Genomic DNA, 18,864 nt, shown 5'->3' with positions numbered 1-18,864 from the left:
CGATATGCGAATCCCCTGCCCCTGGTGCGGCCCGCGCGACCTGTCCGAGTTCTTCTACGGCGGCGATGCCGACACGCCGCGCCCGCCGCATGAGGAGACCGCGGTCGGGCCCTGGTTCGACCATGTCTACCGTCACGACAACCCGCGCGGCGCGCATCGCGAGCTGTGGCAGCACAATTATGGCTGCCGGTCCTGGATCCTGGTCACGCGCGACACGCTGACCCATGAGATCACGGCGGCGGAGCCGTTTCGCCGTCCTGCGCCGGAGGCCGGACGATGACCTCGCATCGCCTGGCCCGGGGCGGGCTGATCGACCGGTCGCGGCGGCTCGGCTTCACCTTCGACGGGCGGCGCTACGATGGCCATCCGGGCGACACGCTGGCGTCGGCCCTGCTGGCCAATGGCGTCCGGCTCGTCGGCCGCAGCTTCAAGTACCACCGGCCGCGCGGCATCCTTTCCGCCGGGTCGGAGGAGCCGAACGCGCTGGTCGAGCTGCGCACCGGCGCGCGGCACGAGCCGAACACCCGCGCCACCATGGTCGAGCTCTATGACGGCCTGGTGGCGCAGAGCCAGAACCGCTGGCCGTCACTGGCCTTCGACGCGCTGGGCGTGGTCAACGGCCTGCTGGCCCCGATCTTCCCGGCCGGCTTCTACTACAAGACCTTCATGTGGCCGGCTTCGGCCTGGGAGCCGGTCTATGAGCGGATCATCCGCCGCGCCGCAGGGCTGGGCCGTGCGCCGCAGGAGCCCGACCCGGACCGCTACGAGCGGCGTCATGCGTTCTGCGACGTGCTGGTGGTGGGCGCCGGCCCGGCGGGGCTGAGCGCCGCCCTGGCAGCGGCCGAGGCCGGCGCCCGCGTCATCCTGTGCGACGAGAACGACCGCTTCGGCGGCGCCCTGCTGGCCGAGGACCAGCCGGTCGAAGGCCGGCCGGCCGTGGACTGGGTGGCGGAACGGCTGGCGGCGCTGCAGGGCTTCGGCGACCGCGTCACCCTGGTGCCGCGCGGCACCGCCTTCGGGATCTACGACCACGGCACGGTCGGGCTGATCGAGCGCGTCGCCGACCATCTGCCCATGCCGCCGCCGCATCTGCCGCGTCAGCGCTTCTGGATCATCCGCGCCGCCGCCATGGTGGTCGCGGCCGGGGCGATCGAGCAGCCGTTGGTCTTCCCGAACAACGACCGGCCCGGGGTGATGCTGGCGAATGCGACGCGCCGCTACGCCCATCGCTATGGCGTGGCGCCGGGCAGGCGGGTGCTGGTGGCCGGGATCGGCGACGGCGCGGCGCGGACCGCCCTGGCGCTGAAACGGCAGGGCGTCGAGATCGCCGGGCTGGTGGATTCGCGCCGCGATCCCGCCGGACCGCTGACGGAGGAGCTGCGCGCCGCCGGCATCCCGGTCCATGCCGGGGCGACTGTGCGCGGCGCCAGGGGCCGGCTGGGCGTCGAGGGCGCCCGCATCGGCCGGACGGATGGCGAGGGCAAGTCCCTCACCATCGACTGCGACACTGTCGCCATGTCCGGCGGCTGGATGCCGACCACCCATCTGCTGAGCCAGCGCGGCATCCGCCCGCGCCTGGAGGGACGGCTCGGCGGCTTCGTGCTGCCGGAGCTGGACGGCCCTCTGCTGGCCGCCGGCGCCTGCGCCGGCCGCGCCTCGACCGAAGCGGCGATCGCCGAGGGTCTGGCGGTCGGGCGCCGGGCGGCACGCCTAACCGGGGGTCGTCATCGAAGTGTTGGCGCGCTGCCTCTCCCGCTTGCGGGAGAGGTCGGAGCCGCGCCAGCGGCTCCGGGTGAGGGCCTTCCCGCCGCCGGTGCCAGCCCTCACCCGGACATCCTGGCGGATGTCCGACCTCTCCCGCCCCGCGGGAGAGGTCACGCAAGCGAGACCGCGGTCCTTCAGCGCCCCGCCCTTGCCCCGGCCTCCGCTCCCGTCGTCGCGGATCCACAGGTCACGGGCAAGGCCTTCGTCGATTTCCAGAACGACGTCACCGCCGCCGACATCCGGCTGGCCGCGCGCGAAGGCTATTCGTCGCCCGAGCACATGAAGCGCTACACCACGCTCGGCATGGCGACCGACCAGGGCAAGACCGCGAACGGCCCGGCGCTCGGCATCCTGGCCGAGGCGCGGCATCTGCGCGCCGGCGAGCTGGCGGCGCCGACCTTCCGGCCGCCCTACACGCCGGTGGCCTTCGGCGCCATCGTCGGCCGGTCGATCGGCTGGCACATCGTTCCCTCCAGGCGGACGCCCTTCGACGCGATCCACCGCGCCGACGGCGCCATCTTCGTGCGCTCCGGCGGCTGGCTGCGGCCGCACTACTATCCCCGGCCGGGCGAGAGCCTGGGCCAGGCGGCGCTGCGCGAGGCCCGGCACGTCCGCTCCCGGGTCGGCATCTTCGACGTCTCGACCCTGGGCAAGGTCGATGTCCAGGGCCCCGACGCCGCCGCCTTCCTGGAGCGGCTCTACGTCAACCGGATCGAGACGCTGCCGGTCGGCCGCTCGCGTTACGGCATCATGCTGCGCGACGACGGCATCGTGCTGGACGACGGCACCGTGACCCGGCTGGCGGAGGACCGCTTCTACGTCACCACCACCACCGCCAAGGCGCATGACGTGGTGCGGATGATGGAGCGGCTGACCGAGGTGGACTGGCCGAATCTCCGCGTCGCCGTGACCGAGGTGACCGAGGCCTGGGGCGCCGTCGCGCTGACCGGGCCGCAGGCGCGGGCGGTGCTGGAGCGCCTGATTGGCGATGCCGCCGACGTGTCGAACGAGGCCCTGCCCTTCATGGCGGTCAGGGACGTGGTGGCGGACGGGCTGCCGATCCGCATCCTGCGCGTCAGCTTTACCGGCGAGCTGGGCTACGAGCTGCATGTCGAGGCGCAGCACGCGCCGGAGCTGTGGCGCAGGCTGGTCGCGGCCGGCGTGCCGCTGGGGTTGGAGCGCTTCGGCCTCGAGGCGCTGGACCTGCTGCGGATCGAGAAGGGCTTCCTGACCGGCGCCGAGATCAATGGCCAGACCACGCTGGCCGACCTGGCGCATGAGCGCTTCGCCAAGCGCGACGGCGCCTATGTCGGCAAGCCGCTGGCGCAGCGCGAGGGGCTGGCCGATCCGGACCGGCCGCGGCTGGTCGGGCTGGTCTCCGAGGAGGGCGAGCCGCTGATGGCCGGGGCGCATCTGGTCGAGGGCGGCATGTTCCGCGAGAACGAGCCGACCCAGGGGCACATCACCTCCTCCTGCACCAGCCCGGTGACCGGGCAGCCGATCGCCCTCGGCCTCCTGGCTCGCAGCCGGGAGCGGATGGGCGGCACGATCTTCGTCACCGACCCGTTGCGCGGCACCCACGTCAAGGTGCGGGTGACCGAGCCCTGCTTCTACGACCCGAAGGGAGAGCGCGTCCGTGGCTAACGTTTCCGCCCTGCCGAACCCGCTCGCGGCCCTCTCGACCATCGATGCCGACGGCCTGACCCTGCGCCCCTGGCGCCCCACGGCGATCCTGCAGCTCGCGGCCTGGGGCACGGACTCCGCCGCCGCCCTGGCGGGCTGGGAGCGCAGCCTGTTCGGCGCTGCCGTCGTAGAGGCCGGAGCCGCGCTGGTCACAGGCGGGCTGCGGCTGTGGCCGGTCGCCCCCTGGCGCCGGCTGCTGATCGCCGAGGCCGGCGCGGCGCTGCCCGGCCTGCCGGAGGGCGTCGCCGCGGTGCCTTGCACCGGCGGCTATGTCGGGCTGCGCCTCGACGGGACGCGATCGCGCGACCTGCTGGCCAAGCTGGCGGCGATCGACCTGCATCCGGACATGCTGGCCGAGGGCGATTTCGCCACCGCCCGGCTGGAGCATGTGCGGGTGCATCTGCAGCGCGCCGGCGCCGATGGCTTCGACCTGCTGATCCCGGTGTCCTATGCCGAGTTCGCCCTCGGCGCTTTGGCCGACGGCACGCTGGAATTCGGCGCCCGGATCGACCCCGCCCTGCTGCACCGCCCGCCCCCGCCCCAGGAATCGCCGCGGGCGGTGCGGCTGAAGTAGGGAATCAACCCGACCTTGCGCGGCCTGCTCTGTCCACCAGAAGCTCAGAACCGTCAATTCACGGATCTGATCCTCATCAGCGCCAGAAACATATTCAGGGTGCCATTCGATGAAGGGGCTCGGTAACAGCCGACAGCATCGAGATGCATTACGGAAATTGCCGCCAATTCCCACGCCATTTCCTCGGAGACGGCGAAGGCCTCCTCCTCGACAAAAACATCCATTCCGGTCAACGAACTGAGTTTCTTCAGCTCGCTCGACCGCTGCCTTACCGCAGGAAGAACCGAGCTGTTGGCCCACGCCCACTGCCAAGTCCCTGCTCGAACCGAAAAGCTTCCAATATCGACGAACTCTGTCTGCAGACCCAGACGGTCATTCTCGTCGAAGAACTGAAGCGTTGCGGTCTGCTGATCGAACCACCAGCGGGCAAATGACCCCAGCCGGTACTCGGTTTGGAGCCGCTTCTGCTTCTCGTTGAGTTCCTGCACGGCGCGAGCGAGAAACACGCCAAACTGGTGGTCGTCCATCGTGCCCCTCGTAGAAATGAAAGAGGAAGGGGACCAATCGGCCTGGCACCGTAAGCCCAAAATCTGCTGCGCCGACACCGCAATTTTCTCCAAGCGGGACCGCCCGCCCCGTCCTATCCAGGGCTGACCACAGATCGGGAGAGCCCTCGTGACCACCTTCGCTTCCCTGAAAGACGCCTTGTTCGCCGACGGCCCGGCGCCGGACCGGGCCGAGAAGATGGGCCTGTATGGCTGGCTGATCGGCGATTGGGAGATGGACACCAAGCTGTTCGCCGAGGACGGCACCGCGACGCCCGGCCGGGGCGAGATCCATTTCGGCTGGGCCTTGGACGGCCGCGCGATCCAGGATGTCTGGATCCTGCCCGGCGTCTTCTTCGGCACCACGCTGCGTATCTACGATCCCGGCATCGACGCCTGGCACATCCTGTGGAACGACCCGCTGAAGCAGTACTACACGCGGCAGATCGGCCGGGCCGAGGGCCGCGACATCGTCCAGCTGGGCAAGGACGAGAGCGGCGCCACGATCCGCTGGAGCTTCCGCGAGATCACCCCGGACAGCTTTGTCTGGCGGGCCGAACGCTCGCCCGACGGCGAGCGCGACTGGCGCCTCTTGGCCGAGTTCCGGGTCCGGCGGGTCGGATCCTAGGCAGGCTGGTTTGGCGACCGGTTCCGGCTAGATTGCTTCCGTCCCGCAACTGCCCCACGAGGCCTGCGATGACGGATGACGAGCGCGCGATCCGGAACCTGGTCGAGACCTGGATGGAGGCCAGCAAGGCCGGCGACGTGGCGACGGTGCTGAGCCTGATGTCGGACGACGCCGTCTTCATGGTCCCGGGCCGCGAGCCCTTCGGCAAGGAGGCCTTCGCCGCAGCCTCCGCCGGCCAGTCCGAGATGCGGATCGATGGCCGGAGCGAGATCCGCGAGCTGCAGGTGCTGGGCGACTGGGCCTATCTCCGTGCCTATATCGACATCACCGTCACGCCGCCGGTCGGCCAGCTGGTGCGACGCGCCGGCTGGACCCTGACCATCCTGCGCAAGCAGCCGGACGGGCGCTGGCTGCTGACGCGCGACGCCAATCTGCTGACGGTGCAGCCGGACGGCATCCGCTGATACCTGAGGCGTATCAAAGCGAGCAGAAGCGATATTTGATCGATCAGACGGGCTGCCCCAAACAAGCCGGAGCACCGATCCGGAGGAACCGATGCCTGTGCTGCGCGCTTCCAGGGCCGCTCTTTTGGCCGCCGCCCTCGCCGCGGGTCCGGCCGCCGCGACCCCCGATCTCGTCCGCGAGGAGTTCCGCGTGACCACCGCGGACGGGGTCGGCATTCGCGTCCGCGAGGTCAGGCCCGGCGCCGGCGGCGCGGGCGAGCCGATCATCCTGATCCATGGCGCCCGGGTGCCGGGGATCGGGTCCTTCGATCTCGACGTGCCCGGCGGGTCGCTGGCCGGGGACCTGGCCGAACGTCTGGGCCGCAGGATCTTCGTCATGGACGCCCGCGGCTATGGCGGGTCGGACCGGCCGGCGGCGATGGACCGGCCGGCGGCCGAGAGCCGGCCGCTGTCGCGCGGCCATGAGGTGGTGCGCGACATCGACGCCGTGGTGCGCGCCGCCACGGAGCGCACCGGCGCGGACAAGGCGGCCCTGCTCGGCTGGGCCACCGGCGGCATGTGGGCCGCCTGGTACGCCTCGCTCTGGCCCGAGCAGGTCGGCCATCTGGTCGTGCTGAACGCGCTCTATGGTGGCGCCGACCGGCATCCGACCCTGGGTCCCGGTACGCAGTCGGCCGATCCGGAGCATCCGGACCGGCCGAGCCCGAAGCTCGGCGGCTACCGGCCGACCACCGCCGCGGCGCTGTTCCCGGCCTGGGACGAGTCGATCCCGGCCGAGGACAAGGCGGGCTGGCGCGACCCGGCGGTGGCCGAGGCCTATGCCCGGGCGGCGCTGGCCAGCGACCCGGCTTCGGCCGAGCGGAACCCGCCGGCCTTCCGCGCCCCCGCCGGGGCGATGGAGGACAGCTTCCATCAGGCGGGCGGCCGTCGACTGTTCGATGCCGGCTCGATCACCGCGCCGATCCTGCTGATCCGCGCCGAGCGCGATTTCTGGAGCCGGCCGGAGGACATGGCCGCCTTCGCCCATGACGCGATGCGGTCCGCGGGCGTGCGCAGCGTCACCCTGCCCGGCGCCACCCATTTCGTGCATCTCGACCGCCCGGGGCGCGGCCGGGATGCGATGATCGCCGAGATCGCCGCCTTCCTGGAACCGCAGACGGACTAATAGGCCAGCCGGCCGAACATGTCGTCGAAGGGCATCATCACATGCTCGCGATAGGCCGGCCGGTCGGACAGGCGACGGTACCAGGCGCGGACATTCGGCACCGGCGGCGTCTCCAGCCCCATCTCGAAATAGCGGTAGAGGGTGGTGCCGGCCGGGATGTCGGCCAGGCCGAATTCCCCGCCCGCGAGGAAGGGCCGGCCGGCCAAGTGATCGTCGAGAAGCCGGAAATGCGCGGCGCAGGCCTCCTGCTTGCGGGCGATCAGATCCCGGTTGCGCTCGCCCTCCGGCGTGCGCCAATAGCCCCAGAACAAGTCCATGAAGTCGCGCTGCAGCGTCGCCAGCGACCAGTCCATCCAGCGGTCGGACAGCGACCGTTCCGCCGGATCGGCGGGCCAGAACCGGCCGTGCCTGGCCGCGAGATAGCGCAGGATGCTGTGCGATTCCCACACCACCGTGCTGCCGTCGTCGATCACCGGCACCCGGCCGTGCGGATTCCTGGCGCGGAAGGCCGGGTCGTCCAGCCCGCCGAAGCTGCCGCCGGCCGGGATGTGCTCATGCGGCAGGCCGAGCTCGCCCACCAGCCACATCACCTTCTGCACATTGAAGGCGTTGCGCCGGCCCCAGATCGTCAGCATGGCTCCGATTCCCTGAACGGTCGTCCGGTCAACACGTCGTCATAGATCGGCACGTAGCGCAGCCGCTCCGGCCGCGGTTCGCGGAAGGGGATGGCGTAGTAGCCGATCTGGTGGAAATAGCTGATCCGGGCGCGGATCTCGACCTCGTCCGGGGAATAGCCCATCTGCCCGAAGGCGCGGCGCAGCAGGCCCATGCGGAACTGGTCGGCCTCCTGCACCGCCCGGGCCACCTCCTTCGCCGCGCGGCCCCAGTCGCGCACCGCCATGTCGAGCGCCGGGCTGAACGGGTTCTCGTCGACCCAGACGTTGCGGAAGGCGCGGAACAGCGCTGTCCCCGTCAGGTCGTCGCGGCCCTCCAGCGCCTCGAACGGGGCGCAGTTGCGGCGGCGCCACTCCTCCAGCAGCGCCGCCAGCAGGTCCTTGCGGCCGCCGAAGTGGAAATAGAAGCTGCCGCGCGTCACCTTCAGCGACTTCGCCAGCCGGTCGACCTTGATGGCGGCGACGCCGCCCTTCTCCAGCACCTTCAAGGCGGCGCGCACCCAGTCTTCCCGGCTGAGCGTCCGGCGCCCGTTTCCGGCTTCCGCCGTCGCTCTGCTGTTCTTCGTTGTCGCCAATGCGTCGGTCCTCGATCGGTGCCGGCGGTAGCCTTGCGTCACCAGCCAGATGCCGACCCCATCCTGTATGCCCGCAGCGGGCGACGCCCTGCAAGGCAAGAGGGGAGCCGGCCCGGACGCCGCGTCGGAGAACGAGCCATCATGGTTAGCCCGTATTTCTCACACTCCCTGTGCCCTGCGCCGTCGCCCCATGCCGGCAGGGCAGGAGAGCGGCGCAGCGCGATGCGGCACATCGGGCAAGCCGCTCGACGCCCCCTGCCGGCATGGGGCGACGGCCCGGAGGGTCGTCTTGCGGCGGCCGCCTGCGGGCGCGGGCCGCTCGACCGTATGACCCGATACGCTCTTCGCGGCCCGCGCCCTCATTCGACTCACCGCAAGGCGACGCAGGGTACAGGGAGTGTGAGAAATGCGCGCTAGTCCACCGATCGACCCGAAATCGGTCGCCGGGAAGACCCCGGCGGTCGAACGCCATGTCCAGCTTCTCGTCATCGGCGCCGGCCCGGCCGGCATCGCTGCAGCGGCGGAGGCGGCGGCGCGCGGGCTGGAGGTGCTGCTGGTCGACGAGAACCCGGTCGACGGAGCCCTGATCGGCATGGATGTGCCGCTGCATTTCGGCGGCCGCGCCACCGCGGCGGTGAACACGCCGGCCCGCCTGCTGGAGCCGTTCCTGGAAGCGTCGCCGGAACTGGCCGAGCTGTTCGACAAGGGCGTCGAGGTGATGCTGCAGACCACGGTCTGGGGCCTGTTCGCCAACGGGCCGGGGGTGCAGTGGATGCCGGGGGCGGTCGCCGGCCTGGCCGATGCGGAGCGGTCCTGGCTGGTCGGCTTCGACAAAGTGGTGGTGGCCGCCGGGCGGCGCGACCTCGGCATGTCCTTCCCGGGCTGGGACCTGCCTGGGGTGGTGGGCGTGACCGCGGCGCACCGGCTGATCGCCAACTACGACGCCTTCGCCGGACGGCGCCTCTTGATCCTCGGCACCGGCGCCGAGGCGCTGGACTTGGCCCTGACGGCGCTGGGCCGCGGGCTGGAGGTCGCCGGCCTCGTCGAGGTGACGGCCGAACCGGTCGGCCCCGCGGCGCTGGTCGACGCGGTGCAGGCCCATGGGGTGCCGATCCTGACCGGCCATGTGATCAAGGCGGCGACGGGCGGGGTCGAGGGCGTGACCACGGCGACGCTGGTGCGGGTCGACGGCCAGCTGTCGCCTGTCGCGGGCAGCGAGAGGGACATCGCCTGCGACACCATCGCGCTCGGCATCGGCACCGTGCCGAATATCGAGCTGCTGGCGGCCTTGGACGCCAGGCTGGTGCACGACCCGGACCGCGGCGGCCATGTGCCGGTGACCGAGGCGGACGGCCGCACCGCCCTGCCCTTCGCCTATGCGGTCGGTGACTGCGCCGGCATCCATGCCGCCAAGTCGGTCGACGCCGCTGTGGCGCGGCAGGAGGGCCGGGTGGCGGCGATCGCCGCGGCCGCGTCGCTGGGCAAGGCGACCGAGGCCGAGGTGGCGGCGGCCCGCGCCGGGCTGGCGCAGCCGGTCAAAGGCCAGGGCGACCTCCGGATGATCTGGCTGAAGGCGCTGCTCAACACCGGCGGCCTCGACGTGCTGGTCTGCCAGTGCGAGGAGGTCAGCCGCGGCGAGCTGCTGGATGTCAGCCCGCCCCGCTACCTCGAGCGCAAATCGAACAAGATGGGCACGCGGTCGCTGGCCACCCTCTTGGAGGACGGGCCGGTCAACCAGGACCAGGTCAAGCGCCTGACCCGCGCCGGCATGGGGCTGTGCCAGGGCCGCCGCTGCCGCGAGCAGGTGGCGATGCTGCTGGCCCTGGCCTCCCGCATCGATGTCGGCCAGGTGCCGCTGGCCAGCTACCGCCCGCCGGTGCGGCCGCTGCCGCTGAAGGTGCTGTGGCCGCAGGACGAGGCCGAGGTGGTGCGGCAGGAATGGGATTCCTGGTTCGGCATCGAGAGCCAGTGGATGCCCTGGTGGGAGATCCCCACCGGCGAGGCGAAGCAGGGCTGAGGCGGAGGGCGGATCATGGCGGAGACGGAGAAGACGGGCGCCTCGGTCGTCATCATCGGCGGCGGCGTCACGGGGCTGAGCGCCGGCTGGTGGCTGGCCCGCAGCGGCGTCGACGTGCTGGTGCTGGAGAAGGGCATCGTCGGCTGGGAGGCCTCGGGCCGCAACGGCGGCGGCTGCACCCATCCGCAGAGCCCGCTGTTCCCCGAGGAGCAGCGGCTGTGGCCGCAGATGGACGAGCTGCTGGGCTATCCGACCGAGCACCAGCCGCGCCGTCTGAAGATCGTCCTGCACGACTCCGACGTCGAGTTCATGCTCGGCTGGGCCCGGATGGGCGAGAAGCAGGGCTTCGGCTACGAGACGTTGGACGGCCGGCAGATCCGCGAGCTGGCGCCGCTGGTCGGCGACACTGTCGAGCGCGGCTACCTGCTGAACTATGGCGGCCACGCCAACCCGCAGCGCACCTCCCAGGCCTATGCCTGGGCGCTGCAGGACCATGGCGGCCGCGTCCTGCAGCATTGTACGGTCACCGGCTTCGACACCGCCGGCGGCAAGGTGACCCGGGTCCGCACCGACCGCGGCGATTTCGGCTGCGACCATGTGGTGATCGCCGCCGGCCCGCAGACCGGCCTCCTGGCCGGGATGCTGGGCATCGACCTGCCGCTGGCCTCCGGCCGGGCCGAGATGATCGTGACCGAGCCGCTGCCGCCGATGCCGATGAGCGGGGTCGACGGCAACGGCCTCTACGGAAGGCAGACGCTGCGCGGCAACCTGGTCTATGGCGGCGGCCCGCATGAATGGCTGCCGCCGGTCGACCTCTCGACGCCGCCGAAGCCGTCCAGTCCCCTCCTGCGCAACATCGGCCGGCGGCTGATGGAGCTGTTCCCGAAGGCGGCCCATGTGCGGATGATCCGCAGCTGGTCCGGGGTGATCGAGAACACGCCGGACGGGCGCGCGGTGATCGACCGGATGCCGGGCTTCGACAACGCCATCGTCGCCACCATGTCGAGCGTCGGCTTCGGCCTGTCGCCCGCCAGCGGCCACGCCATCCGCGACCTGATCGTCGACGGCGCCTGCAGCTTCGCCGACCTGTCGTCGATGCGGCTGGACCGTTTCGCCGGCCTGCCCAAGGACTGGCGCGAGGCCCAGGGCTGGCTGCCGCCGGTGGCGGCGTGACGGAAAGGCCGGCCTCCCCCTCCCCCAAGGAGAGGGATGGAGGTGCTGCCCCTTCACCTCTCCTCGGGGAGAGGTCGAAATCGCGCCAGCGATTTCGGGTGAGGGGGTGGCGCAGGCCTGTCGGATCGAGATAGCGTCGCGAAGGGAGGACCGCACCATGACCGACCTGACCGCCCGGCTGGAGGCCTGCTATTCCGGGGCCGTCTACGACGTGCTGCGCGACCTGGGCCATGCCAATTGCGTGCTGCCGCGGACCATCGTCGCGATCGATCCGGACACCCGCATCTCCGGCCGCGTCTTCACCATCCGCGGCCGGCCGGACGACACCGTCGATGCGCATCGCAGCCTGCTGGCCTGGACCGAGCTGCTGACCGTCGTGCCGGCGGACCATGTCGCGATCTGCCAACCGCAGGACGATGTGCGGGCGCTGATGGGCGAGCTGTCGGCCGAGGCGTTGCAGTCGCGCGGCGTGCGCGGCTATATCGTCGACGGCGGGTCGCGCGACAACGCCTTCATCCGCAAGCTGGGCTTCCCGGTCTTCGCCCGCTTCCGCACCCCGCGCGACATCGTCGCCGCCTGGGTGCCGGAGGCCTATGGCGAGCCGATCACCATCGGCCAGGTGCGGATCGCCACCGGCGATTGGGTGGTGGCCGATATCGACGGCATCGTCGTCATCCCCGAGGCCCTGGCCGAGGAGGCGGTGGGCCGGGTCGAGGCGGTGATGCAGCAGGAGAACCTGGTGCGGAAGGCGATCCTGGAAGGCGTCTCGCCGCAGGAAGCCTATCTCCGCCACGGCAAGTTCTGACCGCCCCTTCCCTCGCTGCCGCCCGGGCCCCACATCGGTGGTTCCGGACACAGCAACCAGAGGCCGCACGCCATGAGCGAGAAGCCGAGGAAGATCCCCGGACCCGACCACCCGATCACGATCACGCCGAATCCGGGCCGGGTCGTGGTCACGGCCGCCGGCCGGGTCGTCGCCGACAGCCGCAACGCGCTGACGCTGCGCGAGGCGTCCTACCCGCCGGTGCAGTACATCCCGCGCCAGGACGTGGACATGGCCGCACTACAGCGCACCGACCACGCCTCGCACTGCCCCTACAAGGGCGACGCCGCCTATTACAGCATTCCGGCCGGCGGGGAGCGGGCCACGAACGCGGTGTGGAGCTACGAGGCGCCCTACGAAGCCGTCGCCGCGATCAGGGACCACCTCGCCTTCTACCCGGACCGCGTCGATTCGATCGCGGAGCGGCCGGCCTAGACACCGACGACGCGACTTCTTAGCCGCTATGGCGAGCCCGAAGGGGCGTGGCCATCCGGGATGGTTGGGTCTGCTCCGGCCGCGGGACTGGATGGCCACGCTTCGCTCGCCATGACGGTTCGGGGATATGGGCCTGCTCTCTAGATCAGGTCGGGATACAGGTCCCGCCAGCCCGGGTTCATTACTTCAACCAAGACACGTCATGGCGAGCCTCGAAGGGGCGTGGCCATCCAGCGGCACCGGCCCCTGAATGGCCACGTCCCCCGGTTCAAGGCCGGGGTCCTCGCCATGACGGAGAAGTGAGATCGGCGCAATCAGGCTACGGGAACAGCCCCGGCGCATCCGCCCGGTGGCAGACGCAGCACAGCTTGTTGCCGTCCGGGTCCCGGACATAGGCGCCGTAGTAGTTCGGATGATAGTGCGGCCGGACGCCGGGCGTGCCTTCATCGGCGCCGCCTGCGGCCAGCGCCGCCTGGTGGAAGGCGTCGACCTGCGTCCGCTCGCGCACGTTGAAGCCGATGGTGACGCCGTTGCCGAAGGTCGCCTTCTCGCCGTTGATCGGGCGGCAGATCAGGAATTCCGGGCCGCTGTCGCCCTCCGGCACATAGCACAACCAGCCGGCGACCCGGTCGTCGAGCTGGCAGCGCAGCCCGATCGCCGCCAGCACCTGATCGTAGAACTGCTTGGCCCGGTCGATGTCGTTGGTGCCCACCGTGATGTGGCTGAACATGGCCCTCCCCCGCGGCCGATGGCCTTCCGTGTCCCGTGCATCGGGCTCGCCGGCCGACGCGATAGGTATGGCCTAGCATAGCGCCCGACACGTTCCGAACAAAGCGGCAACACCCCGAATTCTTCCTGCAGAACAGAGGCCGGATGCCGCAGCCGCGGCCGGAACCGGCTTTGCCCGGGCGCTATTGACCCGATAGCCGGCGCCGCCGGCCCTGCCCGGAACGCCGCCGAGGAGGATGGACATGGACACCATCGGTCCCCTGACCCAACAGATCCACAGCGATCTTCTCGCGCTGATCGGCGAGCGGTCCGAGGATTATGCCGCCGACGTCGGCGGTGATCCCCATGCCCTCAGCGGTGCGCTGATCGGCGCCCTGGCCTTCCTGACCGGGCAGATGATCGCCGCCGCGGTCGACGCCGAAGGCGTCACGCACCTGATCGAGCGGGCGACCGCCAATATGCGCGTCGGCGCCGAGATGGGCGTCGCGCAGGTGGAGATGCTGGACACCGACATCACCCTGCACTGATCCTGCAAGGATCGAACCCCGCCTGCGGCCGGCCGACGACAACGGCCGGTTATGGAGCGACGGCGGCGACGAAGCGCGGGTCGATCAGCCCGGCGGCGTCGACCTCGCCCCGCAGCAGCCCCGCGGCCTGGGCCGCCTTCTCCACATCGGCGATGACATGCCGGGCGAAGGCGCCGGTGAGCTGGGCCTTGTTGTCCGCCAGGGAGTAGAAGGTGACGCCGTCGAAGGCGGTCGACAGCTGCCCCGGCGCCGCCTTCACCGCCCTGGCGATGATGGCGCGGTCGTCCGCCCTGTTCTTCTCGTAGTCGTCATGCGCCGCCTGCCAGGCGCGCAGCAGCGCCGCGACCTGGCCCGGGCGCCGGGCCGCCACCTCCTCGCGCACGATGAAGACATCGGAGATCAGGCCGGGCTCCTCGGCCGCCGTGTACAGCAGCCGGACCGTCGGGTCGACCAGCCGCGCCAGGGAGAGGTAGGGCTCGTAGCTCACCGCTGCCGGGGTGCGATCCACGGTCACGGCGGCGGCGGCGTCCAGGGCCGGCATCGCCACGGAGGTGATGTCGGCGATGCTCATGCCGTTCCGGGCCAGGGCGTTGCTGAGCAGCATGTGGCTGGTGCTGCCCTCTTCATAGGCCACCTCCCTGCCCTTGAGGTCGGCGATCGTCTCGATCCCCGGGCCGGCGATGATGGCATCGGCGGTCATGCTGACGTCGAGCAGCGCGACGATCCGGATCGGCGTTCCCGCCGCCGCCAGCATCAGGGCGGTATGGGTGGAGACGCCGGCGCCGTCGAGCCGGCCCTCGGCCAGCGCCGCGTTGATCTCGCGGTCCTCGGCGAAGGTCACGATCTCGACGTCCGGCAGGCCCTCGGCCTGGAACAGCCCCTTCGCCGCCGCGACATGCCAGAGCCCGTAACCCAGCCAAGGCTGGATTCCCAAGCGGAAGCTGCCCGCCTCCGGCCGGGCCGGTATCGCCTGCGCCGCGGCCGATCCGGCCCAGGCCAGCACGACCGCCAGCAGCGCCGCCGGCACGGCACCCCGCACCCTGCCGCGAGACTTCATGGTCCCTTCCTCACCGCCGAGGCGCGGCCGCTGGCCGGCCACGCTGTTCTTGTGGAGCGAGGATTCATAGAGTGGCGGCCCGGAGAGTCAATCGATGCCCGGTGTCTTTTCCTACCGGGCGGCCCATGAGCGACGCTGCCCGGCGTCCGCAGGCTTGCCAATCCGAGGTCCAGCGGCTAACCATGAGTCATGGTCACCATGCGCTCCCTGCGAATTAGCCACTAGGCCCCGGGCCGGCCGCGCCGGCTCCCCCGGGGTCTCGCCGCTGCTGTTCGCGTTTCCCCGGGAGAAGACGATGACCATGACCCGCGACGATGCGCAGGTCGTCTTTCACGTGGTCGGCCTGGCCGACACCAACCTGCTGCCCCGCCTGCTCGAGCCGTTCTGCCTGCGCGATATCGTGCCCGACCAGGTCTCGGCCGAACGCCAGGGCGAGGAGATGCGGGTGACCATCGCCCTCCGCCGCGACGCCTGCCCGGAATGGGAGGCCGTGGCCCGCAAGCTGGGCCAGATCTTCGTGGTGAAGAGCGTGCTGGCCTCGGTCGCCGACGGCATGGAGGAGCTGCAGGCGGCGGTCTGAGGTGGCGGTCCGCCGCCTCGCTGCGCAATCCGGCTGACTAAGTCGGACATAATCGCTAGGGTCCGTCTGGACGCGGGGCGGATGCTGCCGACCCCGGGATCGATACGGGAGAGACGCAGATGGCAAGCAAGGTGGCGCTGGTGACGGGGGCCGGGTCGGGCGTCGGCCGGGCGGTGACGCTGGCCTTCCTGAAGGACGGCTACAAGGTGGTGCTGGCCGGCCGGCGGCAGGACGCGCTGGAGGAGACGATCCGGCTGGCCGGCGCGGCCGCCGACCAGGCGCTCGCGGTGCCGACCGACGTCACCGACCCGAAGAGCGTCCGCGCCCTGTTCGATGCCGCCAAGAACCGCTTCGGCCGCTTGGACGTGCTGTTCAACAACGCCGGCGTCAGCGCCCCCGGCGTGCCGCTGGAGGAGTTGACCTTCGAGCAGTGGAAGGCGGTGGTCGACACCAACCTGACCGGCCCGTTCCTGTGTACCCAGGAGGCGTTCCGGATCATGAAGGACCAGGATCCGCAGGGCGGCCGGATCATCAACAACGGCTCGATCTCGGCGCATGTGCCGCGGCCGAACTCCGCCCCCTACACCGCGACCAAGCACGCCATCACCGGCCTGACCCGGTCGACCTCGCTGGATGGCCGGAAGTACGGCATCGCCTGCGGCCAGGTCGACATCGGCAACGCCGCCACCGACATGGCGTCGAAGATGGCCAAGGGCGTGCCGCAGGCCGACGGCTCGATCAAGCCGGAGCCGCTGATGGACGCGGCCCATGTCGCCAGCACCGTGCTGATGATGGCGTCCCTGCCGCTCGACGCCAACGTCCAGTTCGTCACCGTGATGGCGACGAACATGCCCTATATCGGCCGGGGCTGAGCGGGCTGCGGAAAACTCAAGCCGTCATCGTGGGCCCCGAAGGGGCGTGGCCATCCAGTCTGTCGCCACTGTGAGCGGCGGCTGAAAGACTGGATGGCCACGCTTCGCTCGCCATGACGGTTCGGGGACATGGGCCTGCTCTCTAGATCAAGTCGGGATACAAGTCCCGCCAGCCCGGGTTCGCTGCTTCAACCAAAACACGTCATGGCGAGCCCCGAAGGGGCGTGGCCATCCAGCCTCTCGCCACTAGGAGCGGCGGCTAAAAGACTGGATGGCCACGCTTCGCTCGCCATGACGATTCCTTTCTGGTCGCACCGAACCGTCAGACTCCGGCCTCCCGCACATACGGCGTCGTCGTGGTCAGGGCCCGGAAGCCGAGCCGCTCCAGGATCGGTCGGCTTTCGGGGGAGGCGTCGACGGTGAGGAAGCGGAAGCCCCGGGCCTTGGCCTCGGCGGCCCGCTTCGCCACCAGGGCGCGGTAGATGCCGCGGCCGCGCCAATGCGGCCGGGTGGCGCCGCCCCACAGATCCGCGAAGGCTGTGCCCGGATGGAACCGGATCCAGCCGGCCGAGACGCAGTGGCCATCGACCATGGCGAGATAGACCGACAGCCGGTCCGGCGCCGCCGCGATCTCCGCCCCCAGCACCTCCGACCGCCAGTCCTCGTCGGCGCCGTAGACCGCGGCCATCAGGTCGTCGATGGCGCCGAAGCGCACCGGGTCGACCACCCGTTCGATCGTCACGCCCTCCGGCTCGACCGGCGGCGGCAGCGGGCCGTCGAGGTCGAGCACCATCAGAGTCTCCGACTCCTCCGGCACGAAGCCGGCGGCCTGCAGGCGGCGGCCGAGATCGGCCGGCGTGTCATGGCCGTACAGCTTCCACTCCACCGCCCGGCCCTGGCCGGCGAAGAAGGCGGCCTCGCGCGCGATCACGGCATCCGCCGAGGCGGCATCCAGCCGGCTCCACAGCACGCAATTGTCGTGCGCCTCGAGGCCGGGGCCGACGAAGCGTGTCACTTCGTCCAGCCGCTCGACCCGATAGGCCGGGTCGGCCGGGACCGGGGCCCGCCGCATCTCGGCGTCGAAGCGCTTCAGGATCTCCGCCTGGTCCATCTCGTCCTCGCTCGCTTCGCTGGGCTTGCCCTGGGCATCCCTTATGGCGGATTTTGACGACGGTTGCGACCGCAGCCCTGTCATCCCCGGAGGACTCGTGAACGGGACCCTGCTTCTGGCCTCCGGCCTCGCCGGCTTTGCCTACGGCATCTCGCCGGGGCCGGCGGTGCTGGCCCTGTTCGGCATCTCCGCCGGCCAGGGGCGGCGGGCCGGCGCCACCTTCCTGTGCGGCCATCTGGTCGGCGACGCGCTGTGGTCGTCGCTGGCGCTGACCGCGATCATCGGCGCCCAGGTGATCGGCCCGGCGGTGTTCGACGCGCTCGGGCTGATCTGCGGCGCCTATCTGCTGTGGCTCGGCTGGTCCGCCTTGACCGTGCGCCGCGGCTCCGACGGAACGATCGACACGTCGGTGCGGCAGCCGCTGCTGCGGGGCCTGGTGTTCGGCGTTACCAACCCGAAGGGCTATCCGGTGGCGGTCGCGACCTTCACCGCCCTTCTCACCAGCTATGCCACCAGCCTGTCCTGGTCGGCCTTGCCGGCGCTGGTCGCCGCCGCCTGCCTCGGCGCCGTCGGCGCCTATGTCATCCTGGTCGGCGTCGCCGGCGCCTCGGCGGTGCGCGGCTTCTACCGCCGGCACGAGATCTGGTTCGTCCGCGCCTCCGGCCTCTTGTTCCTCGGCTTCGCCCTGCACGCGCTGGCCGAGTCGATCACCGGCTTCGCCGCCCGCCGGAGCTGACGATCGCGATGCCCGCTCCCCTGACCGTCGCCTTCGACGCCGACGACACGCTGTGGCACAGCGAATCCGTGTTCGAGGAGACGCATGCCAAGGTGTTCGCCTTGCTGGCGCCCTGGGCCGACGCCGAGACGCTCGAGCGCACCCTGCTCGAGACCGAGGCGCGCAACCTCGCGATCTTCGGCTACGGCGTGAAGGGCTTCACCTTATCGATGATCGAGACCGCGATCGACATCACCGGCGGCCGCATCGGCGCCGCCGAGATCCGGGCCATCCTCGACCTCGGCAAGGCGATGATGGAGCATCCGGTCGAGCTGATCGACGGCGTGGTCGAGACGCTGGACGCGCTGGCGCCGGAGGCCGAGTCCGGGCGCCTGCGGCTGATCGTGATCACCAAGGGCGACCTGTTCCATCAGGAGAGCAAGGTCGCCCGCTCCGGCCTCGCCGACCGCTTCGAGCGGGTCGAGATCGTGGCCGAGAAGGACGAGCCGACCTACCGCCGGATCCTGGAGCGCAGCGGCACCCCGCCGGAGCGGTTCCTGATGATCGGCAACTCGATGCGCTCGGACATCCTGCCGGTGCTCGACCTCGGCGGCCAGGCGGTGCACATCCCCTATCACATCACCTGGGCGCATGAGGCGGTGAGCCGGCCCGAGATCGCGCCGCCCGGCTTCCACACTCTGGACAGCATCCGCGAGCTGCCGCCACTGGTGGCCCGCCTGGTCGGCTGACGCG

Annotated in this window: 21 protein-coding genes; 15 read left to right on the top strand and 6 right to left on the bottom strand. The window is 70.9% G+C overall.

All coding sequences use genetic code 11. The features are described from left to right. Positions 1-4 precede the first annotated feature (4 nt). The 3 genes from KXR53_RS18555 to KXR53_RS18545 are packed head-to-tail and all read left to right on the top strand — an operon-like array spanning position 5 to position 4,021. Positions 5-280 carry a sarcosine oxidase subunit delta gene (locus KXR53_RS18555; RefSeq protein ID WP_437376735.1) on the top strand — a complete coding sequence of 92 codons (276 nt, stop codon included), beginning with the start codon at positions 5-7 and terminating at the stop codon, positions 278-280. Further along, positions 277-3,408 (top strand): 2Fe-2S iron-sulfur cluster-binding protein, encoded by a 3,132-nt coding sequence (locus KXR53_RS18550; RefSeq protein WP_437376734.1) that lies wholly within the window; start codon positions 277-279, stop codon positions 3,406-3,408. Before KXR53_RS18555 ends, KXR53_RS18550 begins: the two co-directional genes overlap by 4 nt. Further along, positions 3,401-4,021: a sarcosine oxidase subunit gamma family protein gene (locus KXR53_RS18545; RefSeq protein ID WP_437376733.1), complete on the top strand. Its 621-nt coding sequence runs from the start codon at positions 3,401-3,403 to the stop codon at positions 4,019-4,021. Before KXR53_RS18550 ends, KXR53_RS18545 begins: the two co-directional genes overlap by 8 nt. 53 nt (positions 4,022-4,074) lie before the next feature. On the opposite strand, the gene KXR53_RS18540 is transcribed toward KXR53_RS18545, so the two are convergent. Then, entirely contained in the window at positions 4,075-4,548 is a 474-nt protein-coding gene (locus KXR53_RS18540; RefSeq protein ID WP_437376732.1) for a DUF6882 domain-containing protein, read from the bottom strand. Positions 4,549-4,696: 148 nt separating this feature from the next. Here KXR53_RS18540 and KXR53_RS18535 point away from each other — a divergent pair, with 148 nt between their 5' ends. The 3 genes from KXR53_RS18535 (at position 4,697) to KXR53_RS18525 (ending at position 6,823) form a co-directional block, all read left to right on the top strand. Then, positions 4,697-5,194, top strand: coding sequence for a hypothetical protein (locus KXR53_RS18535; protein WP_437376731.1), 498 nt, complete (start codon positions 4,697-4,699; stop codon positions 5,192-5,194). Positions 5,195-5,262: 68 nt separating this feature from the next. Continuing rightward, positions 5,263-5,658 (top strand): YybH family protein, encoded by a 396-nt coding sequence (locus tag KXR53_RS18530; RefSeq protein ID WP_437376730.1) that lies wholly within the window; start codon positions 5,263-5,265, stop codon positions 5,656-5,658. Positions 5,659-5,749: 91 nt separating this feature from the next. Beyond that, positions 5,750-6,823: an alpha/beta fold hydrolase gene (locus KXR53_RS18525; RefSeq protein ID WP_437376729.1), complete on the top strand. Its 1,074-nt coding sequence runs from the start codon at positions 5,750-5,752 to the stop codon at positions 6,821-6,823. Here the strand turns inward: KXR53_RS18525 and KXR53_RS18520 are convergent. Further along, a complete protein-coding gene (locus tag KXR53_RS18520) occupies positions 6,820-7,458 on the bottom strand; it encodes a glutathione S-transferase family protein (protein WP_437376728.1) in 639 nt (212 codons plus the stop codon). The two genes, KXR53_RS18525 and KXR53_RS18520, sit on opposite strands and share 4 nt — an antisense overlap. Continuing rightward, positions 7,452-7,997: a TetR/AcrR family transcriptional regulator gene (locus tag KXR53_RS18515; protein ID WP_437376727.1), complete on the bottom strand. Its 546-nt coding sequence runs from the start codon at positions 7,995-7,997 to the stop codon at positions 7,452-7,454. Before KXR53_RS18515 ends, KXR53_RS18520 begins: the two co-directional genes overlap by 7 nt. Before the next feature lie 481 nt (positions 7,998-8,478). Between KXR53_RS18515 and KXR53_RS18510 the strand changes: the two genes are divergently transcribed. From KXR53_RS18510 to KXR53_RS18495, 4 genes are all read left to right on the top strand, one after another. Continuing rightward, positions 8,479-10,089, top strand: coding sequence for an FAD-dependent oxidoreductase (locus KXR53_RS18510; RefSeq protein ID WP_437376726.1), 1,611 nt, complete (start codon positions 8,479-8,481; stop codon positions 10,087-10,089). A 15-nt stretch (positions 10,090-10,104) separates the two neighbouring features. Then, complete coding sequence (locus KXR53_RS18505; protein WP_437376725.1) at positions 10,105-11,262, top strand: NAD(P)/FAD-dependent oxidoreductase; 1,158 nt, start codon at positions 10,105-10,107, stop codon at positions 11,260-11,262. Between the two features lie 157 nt (positions 11,263-11,419). Beyond that, entirely contained in the window at positions 11,420-12,067 is a 648-nt protein-coding gene (locus KXR53_RS18500) for an RraA family protein (RefSeq protein ID WP_437376724.1), read from the top strand. A 72-nt stretch (positions 12,068-12,139) separates the two neighbouring features. Then, positions 12,140-12,520 (top strand): DUF427 domain-containing protein, encoded by a 381-nt coding sequence (locus KXR53_RS18495; RefSeq protein WP_437376723.1) that lies wholly within the window; start codon positions 12,140-12,142, stop codon positions 12,518-12,520. Between the two features lie 319 nt (positions 12,521-12,839). On the opposite strand, the gene KXR53_RS18490 is transcribed toward KXR53_RS18495, so the two are convergent. Then, positions 12,840-13,250, bottom strand: a complete 411-nt coding sequence (locus tag KXR53_RS18490; RefSeq protein ID WP_437376722.1) for a VOC family protein — start codon at positions 13,248-13,250, stop codon at positions 12,840-12,842. Between the two features lie 241 nt (positions 13,251-13,491). Here KXR53_RS18490 and KXR53_RS18485 point away from each other — a divergent pair, with 241 nt between their 5' ends. Then, the gene (locus KXR53_RS18485; protein WP_437376721.1) at positions 13,492-13,776 is read left to right on the top strand and encodes a hypothetical protein; all 285 of its coding nucleotides are present in this window, start codon (positions 13,492-13,494) and stop codon (positions 13,774-13,776) included. A 49-nt stretch (positions 13,777-13,825) separates the two neighbouring features. On the opposite strand, the gene KXR53_RS18480 is transcribed toward KXR53_RS18485, so the two are convergent. Beyond that, positions 13,826-14,833, bottom strand: a complete 1,008-nt coding sequence (locus KXR53_RS18480) for an ABC transporter substrate-binding protein (RefSeq protein WP_437376720.1) — start codon at positions 14,831-14,833, stop codon at positions 13,826-13,828. A gap of 295 nt (positions 14,834-15,128) precedes the next feature. Between KXR53_RS18480 and KXR53_RS18475 the strand changes: the two genes are divergently transcribed. Together KXR53_RS18475 and KXR53_RS18470 are read left to right on the top strand one after the other, a co-directional pair. Continuing rightward, complete coding sequence (locus tag KXR53_RS18475; protein WP_437376719.1) at positions 15,129-15,413, top strand: hypothetical protein; 285 nt, start codon at positions 15,129-15,131, stop codon at positions 15,411-15,413. 119 nt (positions 15,414-15,532) lie between these two features. Continuing rightward, positions 15,533-16,285 carry an SDR family oxidoreductase gene (locus KXR53_RS18470; protein WP_437376718.1) on the top strand — a complete coding sequence of 251 codons (753 nt, stop codon included), beginning with the start codon at positions 15,533-15,535 and terminating at the stop codon, positions 16,283-16,285. A 322-nt stretch (positions 16,286-16,607) separates the two neighbouring features. On the opposite strand, the gene KXR53_RS18465 is transcribed toward KXR53_RS18470, so the two are convergent. After that, positions 16,608-17,396 carry a GNAT family N-acetyltransferase gene (locus tag KXR53_RS18465; RefSeq protein ID WP_437376717.1) on the bottom strand — a complete coding sequence of 263 codons (789 nt, stop codon included), beginning with the start codon at positions 17,394-17,396 and terminating at the stop codon, positions 16,608-16,610. A 97-nt stretch (positions 17,397-17,493) separates the two neighbouring features. Between KXR53_RS18465 and KXR53_RS18460 the strand changes: the two genes are divergently transcribed. Together KXR53_RS18460 and KXR53_RS18455 are read left to right on the top strand one after the other, a co-directional pair. Next, positions 17,494-18,132, top strand: a complete 639-nt coding sequence (locus KXR53_RS18460; RefSeq protein ID WP_437376716.1) for a LysE family translocator — start codon at positions 17,494-17,496, stop codon at positions 18,130-18,132. An 8-nt stretch (positions 18,133-18,140) separates the two neighbouring features. Continuing rightward, positions 18,141-18,860 carry an HAD family hydrolase gene (locus KXR53_RS18455; protein WP_437376715.1) on the top strand — a complete coding sequence of 240 codons (720 nt, stop codon included), beginning with the start codon at positions 18,141-18,143 and terminating at the stop codon, positions 18,858-18,860. Positions 18,861-18,864 lie beyond the last annotated feature (4 nt).

Source organism: Inquilinus limosus (genome assembly GCF_051487185.1).
Classification (GTDB): domain Bacteria; phylum Pseudomonadota; class Alphaproteobacteria; order DSM-16000; family Inquilinaceae; genus Inquilinus; species Inquilinus limosus_F.
The sequence above is the reverse complement of the archived record's forward strand: the minus strand, read 5'-3'. Positions and strand labels throughout refer to the sequence as shown.

What these genes read in the sequence shown, in the direction of transcription:
- KXR53_RS18530 (WP_437376730.1), top strand. Translation starts at nt 5,263, where the DNA reads ATGACGGATGACGAGCGCGCGATCCGGAACCTGGTCGAGACCTGGATG.
- KXR53_RS18490 (WP_437376722.1), bottom strand. Translation starts at nt 13,250, where the DNA reads ATGTTCAGCCACATCACGGTGGGCACCAACGACATCGACCGGGCCAAG.
- KXR53_RS18470 (WP_437376718.1), top strand. Translation starts at nt 15,533, where the DNA reads ATGGCAAGCAAGGTGGCGCTGGTGACGGGGGCCGGGTCGGGCGTCGGC.
- KXR53_RS18505 (WP_437376725.1), top strand. Translation starts at nt 10,105, where the DNA reads ATGGCGGAGACGGAGAAGACGGGCGCCTCGGTCGTCATCATCGGCGGC.
- KXR53_RS18540 (WP_437376732.1), bottom strand. Translation starts at nt 4,548, where the DNA reads ATGGACGACCACCAGTTTGGCGTGTTTCTCGCTCGCGCCGTGCAGGAA.
- KXR53_RS18465 (WP_437376717.1), bottom strand. Translation starts at nt 17,396, where the DNA reads ATGGACCAGGCGGAGATCCTGAAGCGCTTCGACGCCGAGATGCGGCGG.
- KXR53_RS18495 (WP_437376723.1), top strand. Translation starts at nt 12,140, where the DNA reads ATGAGCGAGAAGCCGAGGAAGATCCCCGGACCCGACCACCCGATCACG.
- KXR53_RS18525 (WP_437376729.1), top strand. Translation starts at nt 5,750, where the DNA reads ATGCCTGTGCTGCGCGCTTCCAGGGCCGCTCTTTTGGCCGCCGCCCTC.
- KXR53_RS18520 (WP_437376728.1), bottom strand. Translation starts at nt 7,458, where the DNA reads ATGCTGACGATCTGGGGCCGGCGCAACGCCTTCAATGTGCAGAAGGTG.
- KXR53_RS18510 (WP_437376726.1), top strand. Translation starts at nt 8,479, where the DNA reads ATGCGCGCTAGTCCACCGATCGACCCGAAATCGGTCGCCGGGAAGACC.
- KXR53_RS18550 (WP_437376734.1), top strand. Translation starts at nt 277, where the DNA reads ATGACCTCGCATCGCCTGGCCCGGGGCGGGCTGATCGACCGGTCGCGG.
- KXR53_RS18500 (WP_437376724.1), top strand. Translation starts at nt 11,420, where the DNA reads ATGACCGACCTGACCGCCCGGCTGGAGGCCTGCTATTCCGGGGCCGTC.
- KXR53_RS18555 (WP_437376735.1), top strand. Translation starts at nt 5, where the DNA reads ATGCGAATCCCCTGCCCCTGGTGCGGCCCGCGCGACCTGTCCGAGTTC.
- KXR53_RS18485 (WP_437376721.1), top strand. Translation starts at nt 13,492, where the DNA reads ATGGACACCATCGGTCCCCTGACCCAACAGATCCACAGCGATCTTCTC.
- KXR53_RS18455 (WP_437376715.1), top strand. Translation starts at nt 18,141, where the DNA reads ATGCCCGCTCCCCTGACCGTCGCCTTCGACGCCGACGACACGCTGTGG.
- KXR53_RS18480 (WP_437376720.1), bottom strand. Translation starts at nt 14,833, where the DNA reads ATGAAGTCTCGCGGCAGGGTGCGGGGTGCCGTGCCGGCGGCGCTGCTG.
- KXR53_RS18475 (WP_437376719.1), top strand. Translation starts at nt 15,129, where the DNA reads ATGACCATGACCCGCGACGATGCGCAGGTCGTCTTTCACGTGGTCGGC.